Here is a 20,100-nt window from a genome sequence, read left to right as displayed (position 1 = left end):
ATATAATTCAACACCAAAGCAGCTTTGCGAGAGGCTGTTTTGTTGTTGATCGCGATAGTGCGATTGATCGGCTGTTCTTTAAAAATTCATAGAGTCGAATCAGCGCTGCTGATGGAAAGAAGGACCGAGGTTCTTCACCGTGCCATCAGCAGCATGAATTTTTGATTGCGTCAAAACGAATATTCAGACCAAGTCTGGAATTCAAATGTATCGATCCGCAAGGGTCATACGGCATAACGCGCCAGGTGAAAGACCTGGCAATTCCTTGAAACGACGGCGGTGTTTCGATAAGAAACGTCAAAGTTATAGGGTCAAGTGAATAAGAGCATGTGGTGGATGCCTTGGCGATGATAGGCGAAGAAGGACGTGATAGCCTGCGATAAGCTTCGGGGAGCTGGCAAATTAGCTTTGATCCGGAGATTTCCGAATGGGGAAACCCACCCTTTTAGGGTATCGCATGATGAATACATAGTCATGCGAGGCGAACCGGGTGAACTGAAACATCTCAGTAGCTCGAGGAAAAGACATCAACCGAGATTCCGAAAGTAGTGGCGAGCGAAATCGGAAGAGCCTGTCAGTGATAGCACGACTGTTAGCAAAATGATCTGGAAAGGTCGGCCATAGCAGGTGATAGCCCTGTATGCGAAAACAGACGTGTGGTACTAAGTTGACGACAAGTAGGGCGGGACACGTGTAATCCTGTCTGAATATGGGGGGACCATCCTCCAAGGCTAAATACTCATCATCGACCGATAGTGAACTAGTACCGTGAGGGAAAGGCGAAAAGAACCCCGGGAGGGGAGTGAAATAGATCCTGAAACCGCATGCTTACAAAAAGTAGGAGCCCGCAAGGGTGACTGCGTACCTTTTGTATAATGGGTCAGCGACTTACATTCAGTGGCAAGGTTAACCGAATAGGGAAGCCGTAGAGAAATCGAGTCCGAATAGGGCGTCCAGTCGCTGGGTGTAGACCCGAAACCAAGTGATCTATCCATGGCCAGGATGAAGGTGCCGTAACAGGTACTGGAGGTCCGAACCGACTAGTGTTGCAAAACTAGCGGATGAGCTGTGGATAGGGGTGAAAGGCTAAACAAACTTGGAAATAGCTGGTTCTCTCCGAAAACTATTTAGGTAGTGCCTCGCGTATTACCTTCGGGGGTAGAGCACTGTTTTGGCTAGGGGGTCATGGCGACTTACCAACCCAAGGCAAACTCCGAATACCGAAGAGTACAGCGCGGGAGACAGAGCACCGGGTGCTAACGTCCGGACTCAAGAGGGAAACAACCCAGACCGCCAGCTAAGGTCCCTAAAATTGGCTAAGTGGGAAACGAAGTGGGAAGGCTAAAACAGTCAGGATGTTGGCTTAGAAGCAGCCATCATTTAAAGAAAGCGTAATAGCTCACTGATCGAGTCGTCCTGCGCGGAAGATGTAACGGGGCTAAGCCAGTTACCGAAGCTGCGGATGTGCAATTTATTGCACGTGGTAGGAGAGCGTTCTGTAGGCCTGTGAAGGTGTCTTGTAAAGGATGCTGGAGGTATCAGAAGTGCGAATGCTGACATGAGTAGCGTTAAAGGGGGTGAAAAGCCCCCTCGCCGTAAGCGCAAGGTTTTCTACGCAACGTTCATCGGCGTAGAGTGAGTCGGCCCCTAAGGCGAGGCAGAGATGCGTAGCTGATGGGAAACAGGTCAATATTCCTGTACCGATCAATAGTGCGATGTGGGGACGGAGAAGGTTAGCTCAGCCAACTGTTGGACATGTTGGTTCAAGCCTGTAGTCGTGCCTGGTAGGCAAATCCGCCGGGCTTAGATGAGGGGTGATAACGAGTCTGCTTACAGACGAAGTGAGTGATACCCTGCTTCCAGGAAAAGCCACTAAGCTTCAGCTATTGACGACCGTACCGCAAACCGACACTGGTGCGCGAGATGAGTATTCTAAGGCGCTTGAGAGAACTCGGGAGAAGGAACTCGGCAAATTGACACCGTAACTTCGGAAGAAGGTGTGCCTTTAGTAGGTGAAGGGATTTACTCCTGGAGCTGAGAAAGGTTGCAAAAAATCGGTGGCTGCGACTGTTTATTAAAAACACAGCACTCTGCAAACACGAAAGTGGACGTATAGGGTGTGACGCCTGCCCGGTGCTGGAAGATTAAATGATGGGGTGCAAGCTCTTGATTGAAGTCCCAGTAAACGGCGGCCGTAACTATAACGGTCCTAAGGTAGCGAAATTCCTTGTCGGGTAAGTTCCGACCTGCACGAATGGCGTAACGATGGCCACACTGTCTCCTCCCGAGACTCAGCGAAGTTGAAATGTTTGTGATGATGCAATCTCCCCGCGGAAAGACGGAAAGACCCCATGAACCTTTACTGTAGCTTTGTATTGGACTTTGAACGGATCTGTGTAGGATAGGTGGGAGGCTTTGAAGCAGGGTCGCTAGATCTTGTGGAGCCAACGTTGAAATACCACCCTGGTGCGTTTGAGGTTCTAACCTAGGTCCATTATCTGGATCGGGGACAGTGCATGGTAGGCAGTTTGACTGGGGCGGTCTCCTCCCAAAGCGTAACGGAGGAGTTCGAAGGTACGCTAGTTACGGTCGGACATCGTGACGATAGTGCAATGGCATAAGCGTGCTTAACTGCGAGACTGACAAGTCGAGCAGATGCGAAAGCAGGACATAGTGATCCGGTGGTTCTGTATGGAAGGGCCATCGCTCAACGGATAAAAGGTACTCTGGGGATAACAGGCTGATACCGCCCAAGAGTTCATATCGACGGCGGTGTTTGGCACCTCGATGTCGGCTCATCTCATCCTGGGGCTGTAGCCGGTCCCAAGGGTATGGCTGTTCGCCATTTAAAGAGGTACGTGAGCTGGGTTTAAAACGTCGTGAGACAGTTTGGTCCCTATCTTCCGTGGGCGCTGCAGATTTGAGGAAGCCTGCTCCTAGTACGAGAGGACCGGAGTGGACGCACCTCTGGTGTATCGGTTGTCACGCCAGTGGCATTGCCGAGTAGCTAAGTGCGGAAGAGATAACCGCTGAAAGCATCTAAGCGGGAAACTCGTTTCAAGATGAGATCTGCCGGGGCCTTGAGCCCCCTGAAGAGTCGTTCTAGACCAGGACGTTGATAGGTCAGGTGTGGAAGCGCAGTAATGCGTTAAGCTAACTGATACTAATTGCTCGTGCGGCTTGACCCTATAACTTTGATAGCCCCCCCCAAAGGGAAACAGCTTCAAGGTGTTATGCCAAGACGTAATCAAAATATAAGCTGATTCCAAACTCTATGAATTCGCCGTCCTGAACTCAACAGCAGGACAGCAACCCTTTATGCCTGATGACCATAGCGAGTTGGTACCACTCCTTCCCATCCCGAACAGGACAGTGAAACGACTCCGCGCCGATGATAGTGCGGGTTCCCGTGTGAAAGTAGGTCATCGTCAGGCTCTTACAGCCAGCAATACCCCTCAGTCGAAAGATTGAGGGGTTTTGTCTTTGGGGGAACGGAAATGGATGTTGCAGCCAGTTGTGCCACTACGAATCGAATCGTCGGCAAAAACATCATGGCAAATTGCAATCAACCCATCAAGCTGATGTCAATGACAATGTGAATGATGTCTTACCGCCGTGTGACTGCACCGAAATGTCGCCGCCGTGCGCCCTTGCAATCGCCCGACTGATGGCGAGGCCGAGGCCGACACCGTCGAGATCAGAACGTACACGCGACTTGTCGCCGCGGAAAAAGCGGTTGAAAAGTGATGGCAGCACTTGCGGCGGAATATCCTGCCCATCGTTTTCCACGATTACCTTGGTGTTGCCGGCTTCAGAACACATCGTGACCGTGATGCAGCCTGCCGGTGGCGTATATCTAAGGGCGTTCGACAGAAGGTTTCCCAAGGCGCGCCGTACCATCAAACGGTCGCCGATCACTCTGGCGTCTCCCCAGACTGCAAGTCGCACCTCACGTTCTTCCGCCATTGCCTCGTAGAAATCGAACAAGGCCTGAACCTCATTACGCAGGTGCAGTAGTTCCGGGTGCGCCAGGGTAATGTCTTGCTCGACCTGAGCGAGGTACAACATATCGGACACCATCCGTGCCAGTCGCTGAAGTTCTTCGGTATTCGATTCCAGCACTTCCTGGTATTTGGCCGGACTTCGGGCTTGCGACAGTACGACCTGTGTCTGCGTCAACAGGTTGGTAATAGGTGTGCGCAGTTCGTGTGCAAGGTCGGATGAAAACTCCGATAGCCGGGTGAAGTCATGCTGAAGTCGGGCCAACATGGCGTTCAGATTGCGCGCCAGTTCTCGCATTTCCACCGGTATCGCGTCGACTTCCATGCGTTCGTCCAGGCGCTGTGCGGTAACGGCGGTAGCCCTTGTCGCCATTCCACGCAGGGGCCGCAAGCCCTTGCGTGCCGCCCACCAGCCCAAAAGACCGCTCAGCAATGCTGCGATACCGACGTAATAAGCCAGGGTGATCCGAAATTCGCGTGTGAAGTGGTCGTGGATCTCGGTGTCGGTACCAAGTATCAAATTCAGCGATCGACCGTCATACGACAACAGCGGCGTCTGGACGGCCCGGTATCGAAGGGCTCCCCGTTGCGCAGTCATGGGGCGCAGCGATTCAGCCTCATGCCCAGGAGAATTTGCGTGGCTGCCCATGTGCGGTGGCTGACCGTGCCACGGCTGATCGAAATCGAACCCGGGCGTGGCATAGAGGACGGTGCCATCGGGTGACATCAGCCGCATGACAAAACCGATGTGGTTCTGTAGCGCATCCGACAATCTGGAGTGCAGGGACTGCGCCGACGGCTCCGCCACGATGCGCCTCACCAGCATCGCCTTGTCGGCCAGCGCTGCGTAATCCTCCTCCTCGAAATGCCGGTCGACTGCCTGGCCGATGAGCAAGGCCAGTCCCAGCAGCACGCCCGCCGAGACCAGCGAGAACAGCGCAGTCAACCGGGCGGTGAGCGACAGCCTGTCCATCAAGGCACTGGCTCCGCATGGTCGGGGTCTTCGAGCACGTAGCCCATTCCTCTCACCGTGCGGATCAGTTTCGGCTCAAAACCGTCTTCGATCTTCGCGCGCAACCGCCGGATCGCCACGTCGATCACATTGGTGTCGCTGTCGAAGTTGATGTCCCACACCTGGGAGGCGATAAGGGAGCGTGGCAGCACTTCTCCCTGGCGACGGCTCAGCAGTTCCAGCAGTGCGAATTCCTTGCCCGTCAACACGATTCGACGGCCGGCCCGTGTGGCGCGGCGCCGGGTCGTGTCCAGCACCAGGTCGGCCACCTGGATGCGGTCTTCCACCGGCTGCACCGCACTGCGCCGCAGCAGGGTCCTCACACGCGCCAGCAATTCGGAAAAAGCGAAGGGCTTGACCAGGTAATCGTCCGCGCCCAGTTCCAGGCCCTTCACACGATCTGCCACGCTGTCGCGTGCAGTGAGAAACAACACGGGTGCAAGCACCTTGCGCCCGCGCAGGGTTTCGAGGACGCGCCAGCCATCCATGCCGGGCAGCATGACGTCGAGAACGATCAGGTCATATTCTTCGTTGAGCGCCTGGTGGCATCCGTCCAGGCCGTCGGCCGCCAGATCGACCACGAAGCCTGCTTCGGTCAGGCCCTGGCGCAGGTAGTCGCCGGTCTTGTTCTCGTCTTCGACAACCAGTAGTTTCATGGCGTGATTCAAACGCGTGGTTTTGGTCGGCAAGCCGGCGCGAAGATGACGGCTTTGTCATGTTCGGGTCAGGCGCGAGTCGCCGGCCGCAGCCTAATCTTGCGGGGTGAACAAAAAAGCAAGCATCCCATGAATTCGATCGGCCGCAGGCGTTTTGTACAGGGTTTGGCCGTCGGCGGCCTGCTGGCGCCATGGGCCGGTGCTGCGGGTGCCGCCGACCGACGTTTCGGCTCGCCTGATGTGCTGCGGGGCACGGAGTTCGATCTGGTCATCGACGAGATGCCGGTGAACTTCACAGGTCGCCCGGTGCTGGCGACCACGGTCAACGGCTCGTTTCCCGGTCCGACACTGCGCTGGCGCGAGGGCGACACCGTGACGATCCGTGTCACCAACCGGTTGCGCGAGGCGACGTCCATCCACTGGCACGGGTTGATCCTGCCGTACCAGATGGACGGCGTGCCCGGCATCAGTTTTGCCGGCATTCCCGCGGGCGGCAGTTTCACTTATCGGTTCAAGGTTCAGCAGTGCGGAAGCTACTGGTACCACTCCCATTCGGGTTTCCAGGAAATGCGGGGCCTTTACGGCAGCATCGTCATCGATCCCGCCCGCTCGCAACAGCTCCTGGAAGACCGCGACTTCACCGTGCTGCTGTCCGACTGGAGCGATGAAGATCCGATGCGCATCATGGCCAGGCTGAAGGTGCAGAGCGACTATTACAACTATCACCGGCCGACGGCCATCGACTTCGCCCGCGACGTGTCCGCCACCGGCTTCAAGGAAGCGTTGGCCAGGCGCCGGATGTGGAACGAGATGCGCATGAGTCCCACCGACCTGGCCGACGTCTCATCGGCGACGCTGACCCATCTGGTCAACGGCTGCGCCCCCGACGGCAACTGGACCGGGATTTTCAGGCGTGGTGAAAGCGTGCGGCTGCGCCTGGCCAATGGGTCCGGCAATACCTTCTATGACCTGCGGATCCCGGGTCTTCCACTGCGGGTGGTCGAAATCGACGGCCTGGCCATCGAGCCGGTGACCGTCGACGAGTTCCGCTTCGGCCCCGGAGAAACCTGCGATGTGGTGGTCCATCCTCGCGAAGATGCCTACACCCTGTTCGCCCAGACCATGGACCGCAGCGGTTTTGCCCGCGCGACGCTCGCAGTACAGCAGGGTCTGACGGCGCCGACCCCAGCGCTGGACAAGGTCGAATGGCTGGCCATGACCGACATGATGGGCGCCATGGACCACGGCTTGATGCCCGGCATGGCGGGCATGCAGCCAATGGACGACGCCCTCCAGGGAATGCAGGCCATGCAGCCGATCGACCATCGCGCCCACGCCAGCCAGCCGCGCGATCCGCTGGCGGCGCCCGGCACACGCGTTCGCCACGCCCGTACCGAATACGGCCCCGGCACCGACATGCGTGTGGACATGCCTCGCACCAACCTCGACGACCCGGGCATCGGACTGCGCAACAACGGCCGGCGCGTGCTCACCCTGGCCGACATGAGGACCGTGGGCGGCTCGGTCGACACCCGCATGCCGGAACGGGAGATGGAACTGCATCTCACCGGCAACATGGAGCGCTACACCTGGTCTTTCGACGGTGTGGAATTCGGCAGGTCCACCCCCATCCACTTCCGCCACGGCGAGCGGCTGCGGGTCATCCTGCACAACGACACGATGATGACCCACCCGATGCACCTGCACGGCATGTGGAGCGACGTCGAGACCGCCGACGGTGACTTCCAGGTGCGCCGCCACACGGTGCCGATACAGCCGGCGCAGCGGATGAGTTTCCGTGTCACAGCCGATGCCCTCGGGCGCTGGGCCTGGCATTGCCATCTGATGCTGCACATGGATGCCGGCATGTTCCGTGAAGTGGTGGTCGCATGAGGGCGTTCATGAGCCTTGTGGTGGCGATGTCCGCCTGTGCTGCATCGGCGCAGTCCATGGATCACGGCGCAATGTCCATGCAGATGGCGGGCGGCGATGCGCCCGCCGATGCCCGGGATCCCGACGCCTACTCCAGCGGCTACCAGCTGGGTCACGGCCTCTACGCATTGCCGCATGCAGACGGCGTCACGCCGCATCACCTGATGATGGCCGACCAGCGAGCCTTCGGCTCGGTGCTGATCGACCGGCTGGAACGTTCCGGCAATTCGCGCGCCGCCGAGACCCTCTTCGACGGCCGCGCCACATATGGCACCGCCTACGACAAACTGGTCCTCAAGGCAGAAGGCGAGGGCGCGCGGGGCAGGATCGGCAATGCCCGTACCGAACTGCTCTGGGGCCATGCCATCGGTGCATATTGGGACACCCAACTGGGCCTGCGCCAGGATGCCGGCAGCGGCCGGCCGGGGCGAAGCTGGCTGGCCTTCGGGGTGCAGGGGCTGGCCCCTTACTGGTTCGAACTGGAAGCGACGGCCTATGTGGGCGAGGGCGACCGCACCGCGCTGCGGCTGGCTGGCGAATACGAGCTCATCCTCACCCAGCGCCTGATCCTGCAGCCGCGGATCGAGACCAGCTTCCATGGCCGAAGCGACCCCGAAGCCCACATCGGCAGCGGCCTGGCCAGTGCGGTCGCGGGCATTCGCCTTCGTTATGAAATCGACCGGCAGTTCGCCCCCTACCTCGGCGTGGAACGCATTGGTTTCTACGGTTCGACTGCCGGCATGGTCCGTGCCGCGGGCGAGCGTGCGATGCAGACCCGCTGGGTGGCCGGGGTCAGGATGTGGTTCTAGTTCTTTTGTTTCCCGAGGATTTTTCCATGCGTTTCTCCCTTCTCGTAGCCACGGCAGCAATGCTCCTGAGCACCGCGGTGCTGGCCCACCCCCGACTCTTGGCTGCAGTGCCGGCTGACAGCTCGGAAGTGGCGACGTCCCCGGCCAGGATCGAACTGCATTTCGACCAGATTCTGCTCACCAGGACCTCGGCCGCCAGGCTGGTCATGACGGGCATGCCAGGCATGGCCGGACATGCGCCGATGGCGATGGCAGCGACCGTTTCGGCCGGCGAGGACGGCAAGACCATGCTGATCGTTCCCCGGCAGGCGCTGCCGGCCGGCAGCTACCGGGTGGACTGGCGTGCGGTTTCGGAGGATGACCACGCCGTCACCGGGGCGGTCGATTTCACGGTCAGGTGACCCGCTTGCGGTCGCGGTGATAGAGGCCGCTGCCCTGGCTGAAAACCCGGTCGGTCGACAACACGTCGCCCGGCTCGAAGTCGTCCGAACCAAGCACCCGTTTGTACGAAGGTTCGAAGTCGATGCGGGCAAGCTCCAACAGATCGTCGAAGCGGTCGATGACGAAGTAGCTTTCCTGGAAATCGTCGATGCGATAACGGGTGCGCATCACCCGTTCCAGCTCGAAACCGATGCGGTTCGGTGATGCGCTTTCCACCGAGAAAAGCGACTCGGTGGCGGACGACGCGATACCCGCACCATAGATGCGCAGCCCGTCGTCCTGCTGCACCAGCCCGAATTCCACGGTGTACCAATACACCCGCGCCAGCTGCTCCAGCGCACCGAGGCGGGCGGCACGCAGGCCGCCTTGTCCGTAGGCCTGGATGTAGTCGGCGATGTCCGGATTCATCAGCATCGGCACATGACCGAATACGTCGTGAAAGACATCCGGCTCTTCCAGATAGTCCAGTTGGTCGGCGCGGCGGATGAACTGACCGGCGGGAAAACGCCGGTTGGCCAGATGTTCGAAAAACACCTCGTCTGGCACCAGGCCTGGCACGGCCACCACCGACCATCCGGTGCGTTTGCCCAGCGTCTCGGACAACTGCTCGAAATTCGGAATCCGCTCCGGCCCGATAGGCAGGTTGTGCATGCCCCGGATGAATTCGTCGCAGGCTCGGCCCGGCAGCAGGCGCGACTGCCGTTCGAAAAGCGTCTTCCAGATGGCGTGTTCTTCCGGGCCGTAGTTGTGCCAGCCCTGGTCGATGGTCCAGTCAGGCCGTTCGGGCGCTGCGCCGTCACCGGCCGCCAGCCCGTGTTTGCAACCGGCGCCGGCGACGTCGGTTTTCATGCGGTCTGCAGCACGCCGCGTTCGATCTGATCGCGTTCAAGCGACTGGAACAGGGCCTTGAAGTTGCCTTCGCCGAAACCTTCGCGGTAGTCGCCCTTGCGCTGGATGAATTCGAAGAACACCGGGCCGAAGACGGTGCCCGAGAAGATCTGCAGCAGCAGCCGGGGCGAACCGTTTTCGGTGGTTCCGTCCAGCAGGATGCCGCGTGTCTGCAGTTCGCCGGGCGTTTCGCCGTGGCCGGGCAGGCGCTCTTCGAGCATGCGGTAATAGGTTTCAGGTGGTGCCTTCATCAGCGGCACGCCGGCTGCCCTCAGCTTGTCGACGCTTTCCAGCAGGCTGTCGCTCAGCAGGGCGATGTGCTGGATGCCTTCGCCGTTGAACGCCATCAGGTATTCCTCGATCTGGCCTGAGCCCTTGGACGACTCCTCATTCAGCGGGATGCGGATCATGCCGTCGGGCGCGGTCATGGCCTTCGAAGTCAGGCCGGTGTATTCGCCCTTGATGTCGAAGTAGCGGATCTCGCGGAAGTTGAACAACTTCTCGTAGAAGTTGGCCCAGAAGGCCATGCGGCCGCGGTAAACGTTGTGTGTCAGGTGGTCGACGATCTTGAAACCGTGGCCGACCGGATGGCGGTCCACGCCCTCGATGAATTCGAAGTCGATGTCATAGATCGACTTGCCTTCCTCGAACCGATCGATCAGGTATAGCGGAGCGCCTCCGATGCCCTTGATGGCGGGCAGACGCAACTCCATCGGGCCGGTGGGTACGTCCACCGGCTGTGCGCCGAGCGACAACGCGCGGGCATAGGCCTTGTGCGAATCCTTCACCCGGAAAGCCATGCCGCACGGCGACGGGCCGTGTTCGGAGGCGAAATACGCGGCCGGGCTGTTCGGCTCTTCGTTGACGATGAAATTGATCTCGCCCTGGCGGTAAAGGCTGACCTGCTTGGAGCGGTGATTCGCCACCTTGGTGAAACCCATGGCCTCGAATACCGGTTGCAGCACGCCGGGTGTGGGCGATGCGAATTCGACGAATTCGAAGCCCATCAGGCCCATTGGGTTCTCGAAGAGGTCAGCCATGTCTTGCTCCATTGGGGGCGCGCACTCGGGTGGCGCGCATGGTTCGATGCTAGGCCGGTACATTCGCAGCTTTCCTGCAATCTGCGCCTCGATTTTGCGGCTCGACGCACGATTCGTGCAAGATGCCGATCATGGGCACAGCTTTTGAACTCGATTCTCTCGATCTACGCCTTCTGCGCATGTTGCAGACGAGCGGCCGGGCCACCTACGACGAGATCGCGCAGGCCATCGCGCTGTCGCCCTCGGCCACCCTGCGCAGGGTACGGCGCCTTGAAGACGCCGGTGTCATCGCCGGTTATGCCGCCGTGGTGCCGCCTGAAAAAGTGGGCTTGAGCCTGACCGCGTACATCAACGTGCGGCTTGAAAAGCTGATGGAGTCGCACAAACGCAGCCCGATGGACGCCTTCAAGGCGGCCGTGCAGAACTGGCCCGAAGTGCTCGAATGTGTCTCCATGACCGGCGACATGGACTACCTGCTGCGGGTCGTGGTGACCGACATGGCGCACTACTCCAGTTTTGTACTCGAAACGCTGCTCCGCCACCCGAGCGTGCTGGATTGCAAGACCAGCTTCGTGCTGGAGCGGGTCAAGACGACTTCCGCATTGCCCATCTGAAGATCACACCCCCGTCGCTGTCTTCAGGGTTGCAGACCTTGCAGCAGCTCGAGCGTGGGGTAGCCGTCAGGCGGCAGGCCTTGGCTGCGCTGCCATGCGCGGATGCCCTCGCGCGTGGCCGGGCCCATCAGGCCGTCGGCCGTGCCGCTGGCGAAACCACGCTGGTTGAGCGCAGTCTGAAGGCTCTGGACCTGGCTGCGGCTGAGTGCCGTCAGGTCGCGCGGCCAGTCGGCCGACACGCCAGGGCCGCCGGCCAGTCGCTGGGACAGCAGCCCTACACCCAGCGCATAGCTGGTGGAATTGTTGTAGCGCAGGATGGCGCGGAAGTTGGGTCCGACCAGGAAGGCTGGCCCACGGGCACCAGCCGGCAGCAGCACCGTGGCGTCGGTCAGCGGCGGCAGGGCGCTGCCGTCGACGGTGCGCAGGCCTTCGGTTTCCCATTGGCTGCTGGCCTGGCGCACGCTGCTGTCGGCCCGTGCCAGGTCGAAGCCGGCCGGCAGCCGCACCTCGTAGCCCCAGGGCTGGCCGCGCAGCCAGCCGGAGCGTGCCAGATAGTTGGCGGTGGATGCGGTCACGTCGGCCATGCTGCCCCAGATGTCGCGCCGGCCGTCGCCGTCGGCATCGACCGCATAGGCCAGAAACGCGGAAGGCAGAAACTGGGTCTGGCCCATGGCCCCGGCCCAGGAACCGATCATGTGCGCCCGGTCGATGTCGCCGTTCTGCAGGATCTTCAGCGCCGCCATCAACTGGCCCTTGGCCCAATCCTCGCGCCGGCCTTCGAAACCCAGGGTGGCCAGGGCGTCGATGGTGGGAATGTCGCCGTAGTTGCTGCCGTAATTGCTTTCCATGCCCCAGATGGCGGCCACCACGCTGGCCGGCACGCCGTAGCGGGTGGCGGCGGCATCGGCCGATGCCTGCACCTCCTGCAATTTCTGCTGCCCGCGGGTGACGCGTTGCGCAGATACCGCGCTGTCGAGGTAGTCCCAGACCGAGCGGGTGAATTCGGGCTGGCGGCGGTCCAGTTCGACCACCTGCGGCAGCTCCTTCGCCGTATCGAAAGCCAGGGCCAGGGTCTTGTCGTCCATGCCGGCGGCGCTTGCCGACCGTCGGAAGTCGGCGACCCAGCGGTCGAAGCCGGCGGCAGCGGAAGTGGCTGCCGAATGGGCGGACGGGCTAGCTGTAGTCGCCGCCGTGGCAGGTTCGCTGGTTTGCCGCGGACCTGCCTTGAATACGGGAGCCGGTGCGGTGGCGCATCCAGCGAGGGCAAGGCTGATCGCCAGGGCCAGCGGTGCAGGCGCCGGCCAGCGGCGTGGAGAAGAGGTCGGGAGAGCGTTTTCCATGCAGGAGATTCTGGCTTGCCCTGGCCGGAACCCGGTAACCCCCTGCTGGCTGATACAGCCACAGACTTTTCGTCCTGTAGGGTAAATCATGTTACTTGGGGACACGTTTTCTTCGACAGGCAAGGCATTTCGAGGTTTACTTGGACACGTGCCCGTTCAAACCGGTATCGACTGAAACGAAAGGACGGCAGTTTGAAATCAAGCTCCTTGGCCCGCTTCCGCGGTTTGCCGTCCTTCGCCTCGCGGACGGCCGGTTTCACTCTCATCGAAGTGATGATCACCGTGGCCATCATCGGCATCCTGAGCGCCATCGCGCTGCCGGCCTACACCGACTACATCCGGCGCGGGCGGATACCGGAGGCGACTTCGGTCCTGGCCGCAACCCAGGTGCGCATGGAGCAGTGGTTCCAGGACAAGAAGGATTACTACAACTCCGCCTCGACCGGCTGCGGCATCGCCAATCCGGCGGACGGCAAGTTCTTTACCTTTGCCTGTGTACCGGGCTCCGCCGGTGCCAGTTATGTGCTCACCGCCACCGGCTACGGCGCTATGACCGGATTCAGCTACACCGTGAACCAGGATGGCACGCAAGGGAGCGTCGTCAGCGGCGTTTCCTCCAGCTGGAATGCGACCAAGTCGTGCTGGATCGTCAACAAGGGCGGGGCCTGCTGATGCGAACCGCCCGCCACGCCTGCCACGTCTGCCACAGGCAGCGCGGTTCGGCGGACGCGGGTTTCAGCCTGGTCGAACTGATGGTGGGGGTGTCGATCCTCGCGGTGCTGCTGGCGCTTGCGCTGCCTTCCTTTTCCGAATGGATCCGCAACAACCAGGTGCGCATGATGGCCGAGTCATTGCGTGAAGGCCTGCAACTGGCACGTTCGGAAGCGATAAAACGCAACACCCGGGTGCGGCTGCAGCTGGTGTCCACCCTCGACGCCAACTGCGTGCTCAGCGTCACAGGGCCTTACTGGGTCGCCAATGCCGATGCGTCGGTGACGCCGGCCGGAAGTTGCGGCGCGGCGCCCAGCCTCACCGTTTCGCCCAGGGTCGTCCAGGCAAGCCCGGTGACGTCGGCGATCAGCAAGGTGAGCGTGCTGGCCTCCAAGCCGTCGGCGACATCGACAGGGGTGGCGGTAGTGGCTTTCGATGCGGCCGGGCGGCAGGCGGCCACCACCAATCCCACCAGTGCGGCCGGTTATTTTTATGTTGACGTGAAGTCGCCCGCCGGCACCTGCCTGGTGGACGGCGGTGATGTGCGGTGCCTGCGGGTGGTGGTGACCGTCGGCGGCGAGGTGCGCATGTGCGACACCAAACAGACCGCCGTCACTGACCCGACCCGCTGCTACTAGCTGCGATCCGAGGTGAAGATGACTCCGCCCGAAGCCCCGATCCACGCACCGTGCGGGACACGTGTTCATCTCCGGCCGGGTCATCAGCGCGGTTTCATGCTGATCGAAGCCCTGGTGGCCCTGTTGATCTTCGGTGTCGGTGTGCTGGGAATCGCACGATTGCAATCGGTGGCGGTGCAGGAAACTTCGGGGGCCGGTTATCGGTCGACGGCGGCGCTGCTCTGCAAGAACCTCATCAGCCGCATGTGGCTGAGCGATCGGACGGCCGCCACGCTGCAGGCGAATTTCACCGACACCCCGGCCGGTGCCGGCTACACCGCGTGGATGGTCAACGTGACCGCGGCCAGGTTGCCGAGGGTGTCCACCACGCCGCAACCCACGGTGCAGATCGTCCCGATCCCGAGCGGCACCACGCCGTCGGTGCCCAGCAGCCTGGTCACCATCACCATCTGGTGGCAGGCGCCGGGCGACGCCTCGGCGCACAAGTACGTCGAAACGGCGCAGATCAAATGAACCGCACCAGGACCCACCGCCGGCAGCGCGGCTTCAGCCTGATGGAGCTGATGGTCAGCATCGTCATCGGCATGTTCAGCGTGGTGGTGATCCTGCAGGTGCTGGCGAGCACCGCGACCAGCCGGCGCATCGCGGTCGGCGGCGGCGATGCGCAACTCAACAGCATTGCCGCCTTGCGTGCGCTGGAGCTGGACGTGGAACATGCCGGCCTGGGCCTGCAGTCGTTCAACATCTCGGGTTGCACGCTGACCTACACGGCTGCGGACGCGCAGAGCGTCACCCTGCCGGCCATGGCGCCGGTGATCATCAACCCGGCCACCTCGGTCGTTCCGGCGGGCGATGCCAATACGGACACGCTGCTGGTCTCGTCCGGCAACTCGGGCAGTCCGTCGGAAGGCGATGCGGTCTCGGCCGCCACCACCGCCACCACCTACGTCGTGACGACGCCCCTGTCTTTCGCCACCGGCGATCAGGTCGTCGCCGCGCCTGCCACACGCGCCGCCACCTGTGCGCTGCAGGTGGGCAAGGTGACCGGCATCAGCGGTTATTCCCTGACCCTGACAGGCGGCACCGCCGGACTGCCTTCGGGCAGCATCGTCTACAACCTGGGCGGCGCACCGAGCGTGCGGGCCTATGCCGTCCGCAACGGCGACCTGGTGGTGTGCGACTACCTGCTCTTCAACTGCGGCTCGGCCAGCTATGCCAGCACCTACGCCAGCACCGGCAACAGCCCGGCCTGGGTGCCGGTGGCCAGCAACCTGGTGTCGATGCGGGTGCAGTACGCACGCGACACCTCGGGCATCACCGGCTCGACTTCGGTGATGGACGGCGTGGTCGATACCTACGACCAGACCACACCCACCGCCGCCACCATTCCGCTGTATTGCGCCTGGGCCCGGGTGGTCGGGGTGCGGCTGGCGCTGGTGGCACGCAGCCAGCAGTTCGACAAGACGGCCCCCACCACCTCCGCGCCCGTGTGGGACGGGTCCACGACCCTCCCCATCAACCTGAGCGATTTCTCCACCTGGCAGAACTACCGCTACACCACGGTGCAGACCATGATCCCTATCCGCAACGCCATCTGGCAAGGTGGCCAGCCGACCTATCAGGGCGGGGCGGGCGCATGCTGATACGCCGGACTTCACTCACGAGGCAACGCGGCTTCTCTCTGATCGTCGCGCTGATCGCGCTGGCCATCATGGCGCTGGCGGCGGTCAGCCTGATGCGCACCGTGTCGACCAGCACGCTGGTCAGCGGCAACCTGGCTTTCGAGCAGGCCGCAGTGACCGGGGCCGATGTGGGGGTCGAAGCCGCCATCGCCTGGCTGGAGGCAAATACGGGCCAGGCTTCGTCCGCCTCCGCCACTACCTGCACCAGCGCGGGCGCCACCGTGCTGACCTGCAACCAACTGGCCCGCGGCTACCTGGCGACCCGGCAGGACCCGGCCAGCGGCCAGAGCTGGGGTGCCCTGTGGACCAGCCTGGTCAGCAACTCGGGCAGCGCCAACGTCACGCCGGTCAGCCAGCCCTCTGACAACGCGGGCAACACCGCGGCCTACCTGATCCAGCGCATGTGTTCGGCGGTGGGCGATCCGAGCAGCCTCACCGGCTGTTCCGCCGCGCCGTCGTCGGCCTATTGCGGCGGCACCAAGACACTCGACAGCAACACCGGCGCCGGCAACCTCGCCTGCAGCAGCTCGACCTATTACCGCATCACGGTCCAGGTGCAGGGGCCGCGCGGTACCACTGCCTACATCCAAGCCATGGTGGCCTTATGAAATCTTCGAACCGAACCGTCGCTGAGCTGGGTGCGCTTCTGTCGGGGCTTTTGCTGGGCCTGCTGCTGCTTGCCGCCTCACCCGCCCGCGCAGCGCTCACCGACCTGGCTTCGTCGCCCCTGGAGACTTCCACCGCCACGCTGGTCAAGCCCAACATCCTCTACGTCCTCGACGACTCGGGGAGCATGGCCTACAACTACCTGCCGGACTGGGCGTTGAGTTTCACCGGCATCAGCGCTGCCTTCTACAACAGCCGTGTCAACGGCCTGGCCTACGATCCGGCGGTCACCTACACACCGCCGGTGAAGTACGACGGGACGAGCTATCCGAGCATGACGTCGAGCTACACCAGCAGCTTCACCCGAGTGCCGGTAGACGGTTTCGGCGTCCAGTCGATCCTCAACACGGCGCCGGGACTGTCGGGCGCGACCTACTGGCAGTTCATCGCCGGCGAATACTGCAGCAGCCAGAACCTGCGCACCTGCGTTACGCAGAGCGCGCCCAGCACCGCCTATCCCTATCCCGCCTACCTGCGCTGGTGCAACAGCGTGCTGCTGAACAACTGCCAGGCCAACCGCATTGACAACAGCTATGTCTATGCGCGTTATCCGGGCCTGGGTCTCAACCTGGGTTTCGTGCCGGGCACACAGGTGTCGACCTTTATCAACTTCTTCAACAACAGCTACGTCTATCCGGGCACCTCGGCCAAGGCCGTTACAAGAACCGACTGCGCGGGCACCACCTGCACCTACGCCGAGGAGATGGGCAACTATTCCAACTGGCTGGCGTATTACCAGACCCGCATGCAGGCCACCAAGACCGCCATATCGCTGGCCTTCAACGTTCTCGACAACAACTACCGGCTGGGCTACATGTCGATCAACAACAACAACAACAACGACTTCCTCAACGTGCTGGACAACACCACCGGAGCCGGCGGCCAGAAGCAGGCCTGGTACGCCAAGCTGTTCGCGGCCAGTCCTTCCAGTTCGACTCCGCTGAAGGCCGCACTGGCCTCGGCCGGCCGGTATTACGCGGGCAACTCGTCGCGCATCAACGGGCAGACCACGGTAGACCCCATCCAGTACGCCTGCCAGCGCAACTACACCATGCTGTCCACGGACGGCTACTGGAACGAAAACACCACGCCGCTGCGAGTCACCGGTTCAGCCGTCGGCAACACCGACGGCAGCGAGGTACGCCCCTACCTGGACGGCAACAACACCTCGAACACCCTGGCCGACATCGCCCAGTACTACTACGCCACCGACCTGCGCTCGTCGACCTTCAACAACACCACCAACGCCGCCGGCGTGGATGTGTCGAGCAACATGTATTCGAACGGCCAGCAGCGCATGAACACCTACACCATCGGGCTGGGTGCGTCGGGCTACATGCAGTACCAGAGCGGCTACGCAAGCTCCACCAGCGGTGATTACTTCGACGTCGCCAACGGCACCTTGACCAGCAGCAGCACGCAGGGCGCGGGTGTCTGCATCTGGCAGGCGTCGGGTGCCTGCAACTGGCCGGTTCCGACCAACAATGCCCAGACCACCATCGACGACCTGTGGCATGCGGCCGTCAACGGCCGCGGCACCTATTACAGTGCCCGCAACGCCACCGAACTGCAGTCGGGCCTCACCGATTTCCTGAACAACGTCAACGCCGCATCCAGCAGTTCGGCCGCCGCCACCATCTCGTCGCAGAAACTCAGCGCCGGCACCGGCAATTTCTCTTTCGGCACCACCTTCTGTTCGGGCAAATGGTTCGGTGACCTGGCCCGCTACAGCATCGACGGCACCACCGGCCTGGTGAGCGGCGCGGCGACCTGGTCGCAGTCCGGCGCAGGCACCGACTGCGCCAACGCTACCGGCGCACTGACCACCACGCCGTTGCTGGACAACCTGGCGCCCGGAGCCCGCGCAATCTACACCTACGACCCGCTGACGAGCAGCGCGCTGATGCCGTTCCAGTGGGCCTCGATGTCGAACACGCTGAAGGCCTATTTCCAGATCCCCGCCATCAACGGCCTGTCGCAGATCTGCACCTCGGGCACCAATTGCCTGACCGCAGCCGGGCGGGTCAACAGCACCACCGCGGGCGGCACCACGGGTGCCGGTGGCATCAACCTGGTCAACTTCCTGCGCGGCGACCGCAGCAACGAAGGCAGCACCACCAGCGACTACTACTTTCCGCGCACCCACGTGCTGGGCGATGTGGTCAATTCGCAGCCGGTGTATGTGCAGGCACCCAAGGCCAGTTACGCCGACACCGGCTACACGGCGTTCAAGTCGTCGCAGTCCGGTCGGCAGGGCATGGTCTACGTGGGTGCCAACGACGGCATGCTGCATGCCTTCAATGCCGATAACGGCGCCGAGACCTGGGCCTACATCCCGTCGATGCTGCTGCCGCAGCTCTACAAGCTGGCCGACAAGAACTATCCGCTGACCCACCAGCCCTTCGTGGACGGCAACCTGGCGCAGGACGACGTCTACATCAACGGCGCCTGGCGCACCATCCTCGTCGGCGGGCTGGGCGGAGGAGGGCGGGGCTTCTATGCGCTCGACGTCACCGTGCCCACCGCGCCCACCATGCTGTGGGAGTTCACTTCCGACACCACCAGGGTGTCGCCCTACATCGTCGACCAGGACCTGGGGTATTCGTACGGCAAGCCGGTCATCACCAAGTTGTCGGACGGCACCTGGGTGGTGCTGGTCACCTCGGGCTACAACAATGTCTCGCCTGGCACCGGCCGCGGCTTCCTGTGGGTGCTCAATGCCCGCACCGGGGCCGTCATCAAGAAGATCGACACCGGTGTCGGGTCCGGCACGGCGGTGGTCACCGGCTGTCCGGTGGCGCCGTGCCCCAGCGGCCTGTCGAAGATCTCGGCCTACGTCGAGAGCGCGCAGAACAACCTGGCCACGCAGGTCTATGGTGGCGACCTCTACGGCAACGTCTGGCGTTTCGACATCAGCGCGCTGACCGCCAGCGGCGGCAATGCGCCGGTGCAGTTGCTGGCGACACTGGCCGATGCATCGGGCAACCGGCAGCCGATCACTTCGAGACCCGAGATCGGCCTGCCCAACGGAGTGCGAACCTTGTACGTGGGCACCGGCGCCTACCTCGGCGTGTCCGACATCTCGACCACGCAGCAACAGTCGATGTACGCCATGAAGGACCCGCTGACCACCAGCACGGCTACCGCTGGGCTCTATGGCAACCCGCGCAGCAACACCTGTTCGACGGCAGCCACTTCCTCCGGATGTTTCGTGCGGCAGACGTTGCCCGCCGCCGGCGGCAGCGCCAGCAGTTCGGTGACCTACACCTGGACCATGGCCACCATGAACGGCTGGTACATCGACCTGCCGACATCGGGCGAACGCGTGGATGCGGATTCCACCCTGCAGCTGGGTGTGCTGATCTTCGTCAGCAATTCGCCCAGCACCGCGGGTGCCTGCAGCATCGGCGGCTCCAGCTATCTGAACTATGTGAACTACGCCAACGGGCTCAATGTGACAGGTGCGACCTCGGCGCGGCTGGTGCTCTCGACTTCCGGCCTGTCGAGCAGCGCGACCGTCACGCAGGGCGCCGGCGGGTCCATCCTGGCGCTCACCCGGACCTCGGACGGCACCAGCAACGTCAACACGGTGCCTTCGCCGCCGGGCGCCAGCGGCACGCGGCGCATCTCGTGGCGCCGGCTGACCGACAGCCAGTGATTGAAACCGGCT

15 protein-coding genes and 2 rRNA genes are annotated in these 20,100 nt (G+C 62.1%); 12 read left to right on the top strand and 5 right to left on the bottom strand.

Annotated elements, in window-relative coordinates; translation table 11 throughout:
* Positions 1–309 precede the first annotated feature (309 nt).
* Positions 310–3,188: ribosomal RNA gene (locus AC3ANW_RS18005) — 23S ribosomal RNA — on the top strand.
* 133 nt (positions 3,189–3,321) lie between these two features.
* Positions 3,322–3,434: ribosomal RNA gene (gene rrf, locus AC3ANW_RS18000) — 5S ribosomal RNA — on the top strand.
* A 139-nt stretch (positions 3,435–3,573) separates the two neighbouring features.
* On the opposite strand, the gene AC3ANW_RS17995 is transcribed toward rrf, so the two are convergent.
* Together AC3ANW_RS17995 and AC3ANW_RS17990 are read right to left on the bottom strand one after the other, a co-directional pair.
* A complete protein-coding gene (locus AC3ANW_RS17995; protein ID WP_488342212.1) occupies positions 3,574–4,974 on the bottom strand; it encodes a heavy metal sensor histidine kinase in 1,401 nt (466 codons plus the stop codon).
* Positions 4,974–5,669 (bottom strand): heavy metal response regulator transcription factor, encoded by a 696-nt coding sequence (locus AC3ANW_RS17990; protein WP_488342211.1) that lies wholly within the window; start codon positions 5,667–5,669, stop codon positions 4,974–4,976. Before AC3ANW_RS17990 ends, AC3ANW_RS17995 begins: the two co-directional genes overlap by 1 nt.
* 129 nt (positions 5,670–5,798) lie before the next feature.
* On the opposite strand from AC3ANW_RS17990, the gene AC3ANW_RS17985 reads away from it, so the two are divergent.
* Genes AC3ANW_RS17985 through copC form a run of 3 tightly spaced genes read left to right on the top strand, consistent with a single transcriptional unit; the run spans position 5,799 to position 8,811 of the window.
* The gene (locus AC3ANW_RS17985) at positions 5,799–7,562 is read left to right on the top strand and encodes a copper resistance system multicopper oxidase (protein WP_488342210.1); all 1,764 of its coding nucleotides are present in this window, start codon (positions 5,799–5,801) and stop codon (positions 7,560–7,562) included.
* 8 nt (positions 7,563–7,570) lie between these two features.
* Positions 7,571–8,410 (top strand): copper resistance protein B, encoded by an 840-nt coding sequence (locus tag AC3ANW_RS17980; protein ID WP_488342209.1) that lies wholly within the window; start codon positions 7,571–7,573, stop codon positions 8,408–8,410.
* Between the two features lie 26 nt (positions 8,411–8,436).
* The gene (gene copC / locus AC3ANW_RS17975; protein WP_488342208.1) at positions 8,437–8,811 is read left to right on the top strand and encodes a copper homeostasis periplasmic binding protein CopC; all 375 of its coding nucleotides are present in this window, start codon (positions 8,437–8,439) and stop codon (positions 8,809–8,811) included.
* Here copC and phhA read toward each other — a convergent pair.
* Positions 8,804–9,700, bottom strand: a complete 897-nt coding sequence (phhA, locus tag AC3ANW_RS17970) for a phenylalanine 4-monooxygenase (protein WP_488342207.1) — start codon at positions 9,698–9,700, stop codon at positions 8,804–8,806. The genes copC and phhA overlap by 8 nt on opposite strands.
* The gene (gene hppD / locus AC3ANW_RS17965) at positions 9,697–10,779 is read right to left on the bottom strand and encodes a 4-hydroxyphenylpyruvate dioxygenase (protein ID WP_488342206.1); all 1,083 of its coding nucleotides are present in this window, start codon (positions 10,777–10,779) and stop codon (positions 9,697–9,699) included. Before hppD ends, phhA begins: the two co-directional genes overlap by 4 nt.
* A gap of 131 nt (positions 10,780–10,910) precedes the next feature.
* Here hppD and AC3ANW_RS17960 point away from each other — a divergent pair, with 131 nt between their 5' ends.
* Positions 10,911–11,393 carry an Lrp/AsnC family transcriptional regulator gene (locus tag AC3ANW_RS17960; RefSeq protein WP_488342205.1) on the top strand — a complete coding sequence of 161 codons (483 nt, stop codon included), beginning with the start codon at positions 10,911–10,913 and terminating at the stop codon, positions 11,391–11,393.
* A gap of 23 nt (positions 11,394–11,416) precedes the next feature.
* Here the strand turns inward: AC3ANW_RS17960 and AC3ANW_RS17955 are convergent, their stop codons facing one another.
* Positions 11,417–12,733, bottom strand: coding sequence for a lytic murein transglycosylase (locus AC3ANW_RS17955; protein ID WP_488342204.1), 1,317 nt, complete (start codon positions 12,731–12,733; stop codon positions 11,417–11,419).
* 192 nt (positions 12,734–12,925) lie between these two features.
* Here AC3ANW_RS17955 and AC3ANW_RS17950 point away from each other — a divergent pair, with 192 nt between their 5' ends.
* From AC3ANW_RS17950 to AC3ANW_RS17925, 6 genes are all read left to right on the top strand, one after another.
* Positions 12,926–13,405: a type IV pilin protein gene (locus AC3ANW_RS17950; protein WP_488342203.1), complete on the top strand. Its 480-nt coding sequence runs from the start codon at positions 12,926–12,928 to the stop codon at positions 13,403–13,405.
* Entirely contained in the window at positions 13,405–14,082 is a 678-nt protein-coding gene (locus tag AC3ANW_RS17945) for a GspH/FimT family pseudopilin (RefSeq protein WP_488342202.1), read from the top strand. Before AC3ANW_RS17950 ends, AC3ANW_RS17945 begins: the two co-directional genes overlap by 1 nt.
* Before the next feature lie 96 nt (positions 14,083–14,178).
* The gene (locus tag AC3ANW_RS17940; RefSeq protein ID WP_488342201.1) at positions 14,179–14,595 is read left to right on the top strand and encodes a hypothetical protein; all 417 of its coding nucleotides are present in this window, start codon (positions 14,179–14,181) and stop codon (positions 14,593–14,595) included.
* Entirely contained in the window at positions 14,592–15,725 is a 1,134-nt protein-coding gene (locus AC3ANW_RS17935) for a PilW family protein (RefSeq protein ID WP_488342200.1), read from the top strand. The genes AC3ANW_RS17940 and AC3ANW_RS17935 overlap by 4 nt, the downstream gene beginning before the upstream one ends.
* Entirely contained in the window at positions 15,719–16,372 is a 654-nt protein-coding gene (locus tag AC3ANW_RS17930) for a pilus assembly PilX family protein (RefSeq protein ID WP_488342199.1), read from the top strand. Before AC3ANW_RS17935 ends, AC3ANW_RS17930 begins: the two co-directional genes overlap by 7 nt.
* Positions 16,369–20,088 carry a pilus assembly protein gene (locus AC3ANW_RS17925; RefSeq protein ID WP_488342198.1) on the top strand — a complete coding sequence of 1,240 codons (3,720 nt, stop codon included), beginning with the start codon at positions 16,369–16,371 and terminating at the stop codon, positions 20,086–20,088. The genes AC3ANW_RS17930 and AC3ANW_RS17925 overlap by 4 nt, the downstream gene beginning before the upstream one ends.
* Positions 20,089–20,100 lie beyond the last annotated feature (12 nt).

Source organism: Xylophilus sp. PBN-3R (genome assembly GCF_057747805.1).
Note: the sequence above shows the minus strand (reverse complement) of the source record. Positions and strands in the feature narration are given on the sequence as shown.

Coding starts and splice junctions, on each gene's coding strand:
- AC3ANW_RS17955 (WP_488342204.1), bottom strand. CDS start 12,733: ATGGAAAACGCTCTCCCGACCTCTTCTCCACGCCGCTGGCCGGCGCCT.
- AC3ANW_RS17995 (WP_488342212.1), bottom strand. CDS start 4,974: ATGGACAGGCTGTCGCTCACCGCCCGGTTGACTGCGCTGTTCTCGCTG.
- copC (WP_488342208.1), top strand. CDS start 8,437: ATGCGTTTCTCCCTTCTCGTAGCCACGGCAGCAATGCTCCTGAGCACC.
- AC3ANW_RS17985 (WP_488342210.1), top strand. CDS start 5,799: ATGAATTCGATCGGCCGCAGGCGTTTTGTACAGGGTTTGGCCGTCGGC.
- AC3ANW_RS17935 (WP_488342200.1), top strand. CDS start 14,592: ATGAACCGCACCAGGACCCACCGCCGGCAGCGCGGCTTCAGCCTGATG.
- AC3ANW_RS17945 (WP_488342202.1), top strand. CDS start 13,405: ATGCGAACCGCCCGCCACGCCTGCCACGTCTGCCACAGGCAGCGCGGT.
- AC3ANW_RS17930 (WP_488342199.1), top strand. CDS start 15,719: ATGCTGATACGCCGGACTTCACTCACGAGGCAACGCGGCTTCTCTCTG.
- hppD (WP_488342206.1), bottom strand. CDS start 10,779: ATGGCTGACCTCTTCGAGAACCCAATGGGCCTGATGGGCTTCGAATTC.
- AC3ANW_RS17925 (WP_488342198.1), top strand. CDS start 16,369: ATGAAATCTTCGAACCGAACCGTCGCTGAGCTGGGTGCGCTTCTGTCG.
- AC3ANW_RS17960 (WP_488342205.1), top strand. CDS start 10,911: ATGGGCACAGCTTTTGAACTCGATTCTCTCGATCTACGCCTTCTGCGC.
- phhA (WP_488342207.1), bottom strand. CDS start 9,700: ATGAAAACCGACGTCGCCGGCGCCGGTTGCAAACACGGGCTGGCGGCC.
- AC3ANW_RS17980 (WP_488342209.1), top strand. CDS start 7,571: ATGAGCCTTGTGGTGGCGATGTCCGCCTGTGCTGCATCGGCGCAGTCC.
- AC3ANW_RS17940 (WP_488342201.1), top strand. CDS start 14,179: ATGCTGATCGAAGCCCTGGTGGCCCTGTTGATCTTCGGTGTCGGTGTG.
- AC3ANW_RS17990 (WP_488342211.1), bottom strand. CDS start 5,669: ATGAAACTACTGGTTGTCGAAGACGAGAACAAGACCGGCGACTACCTG.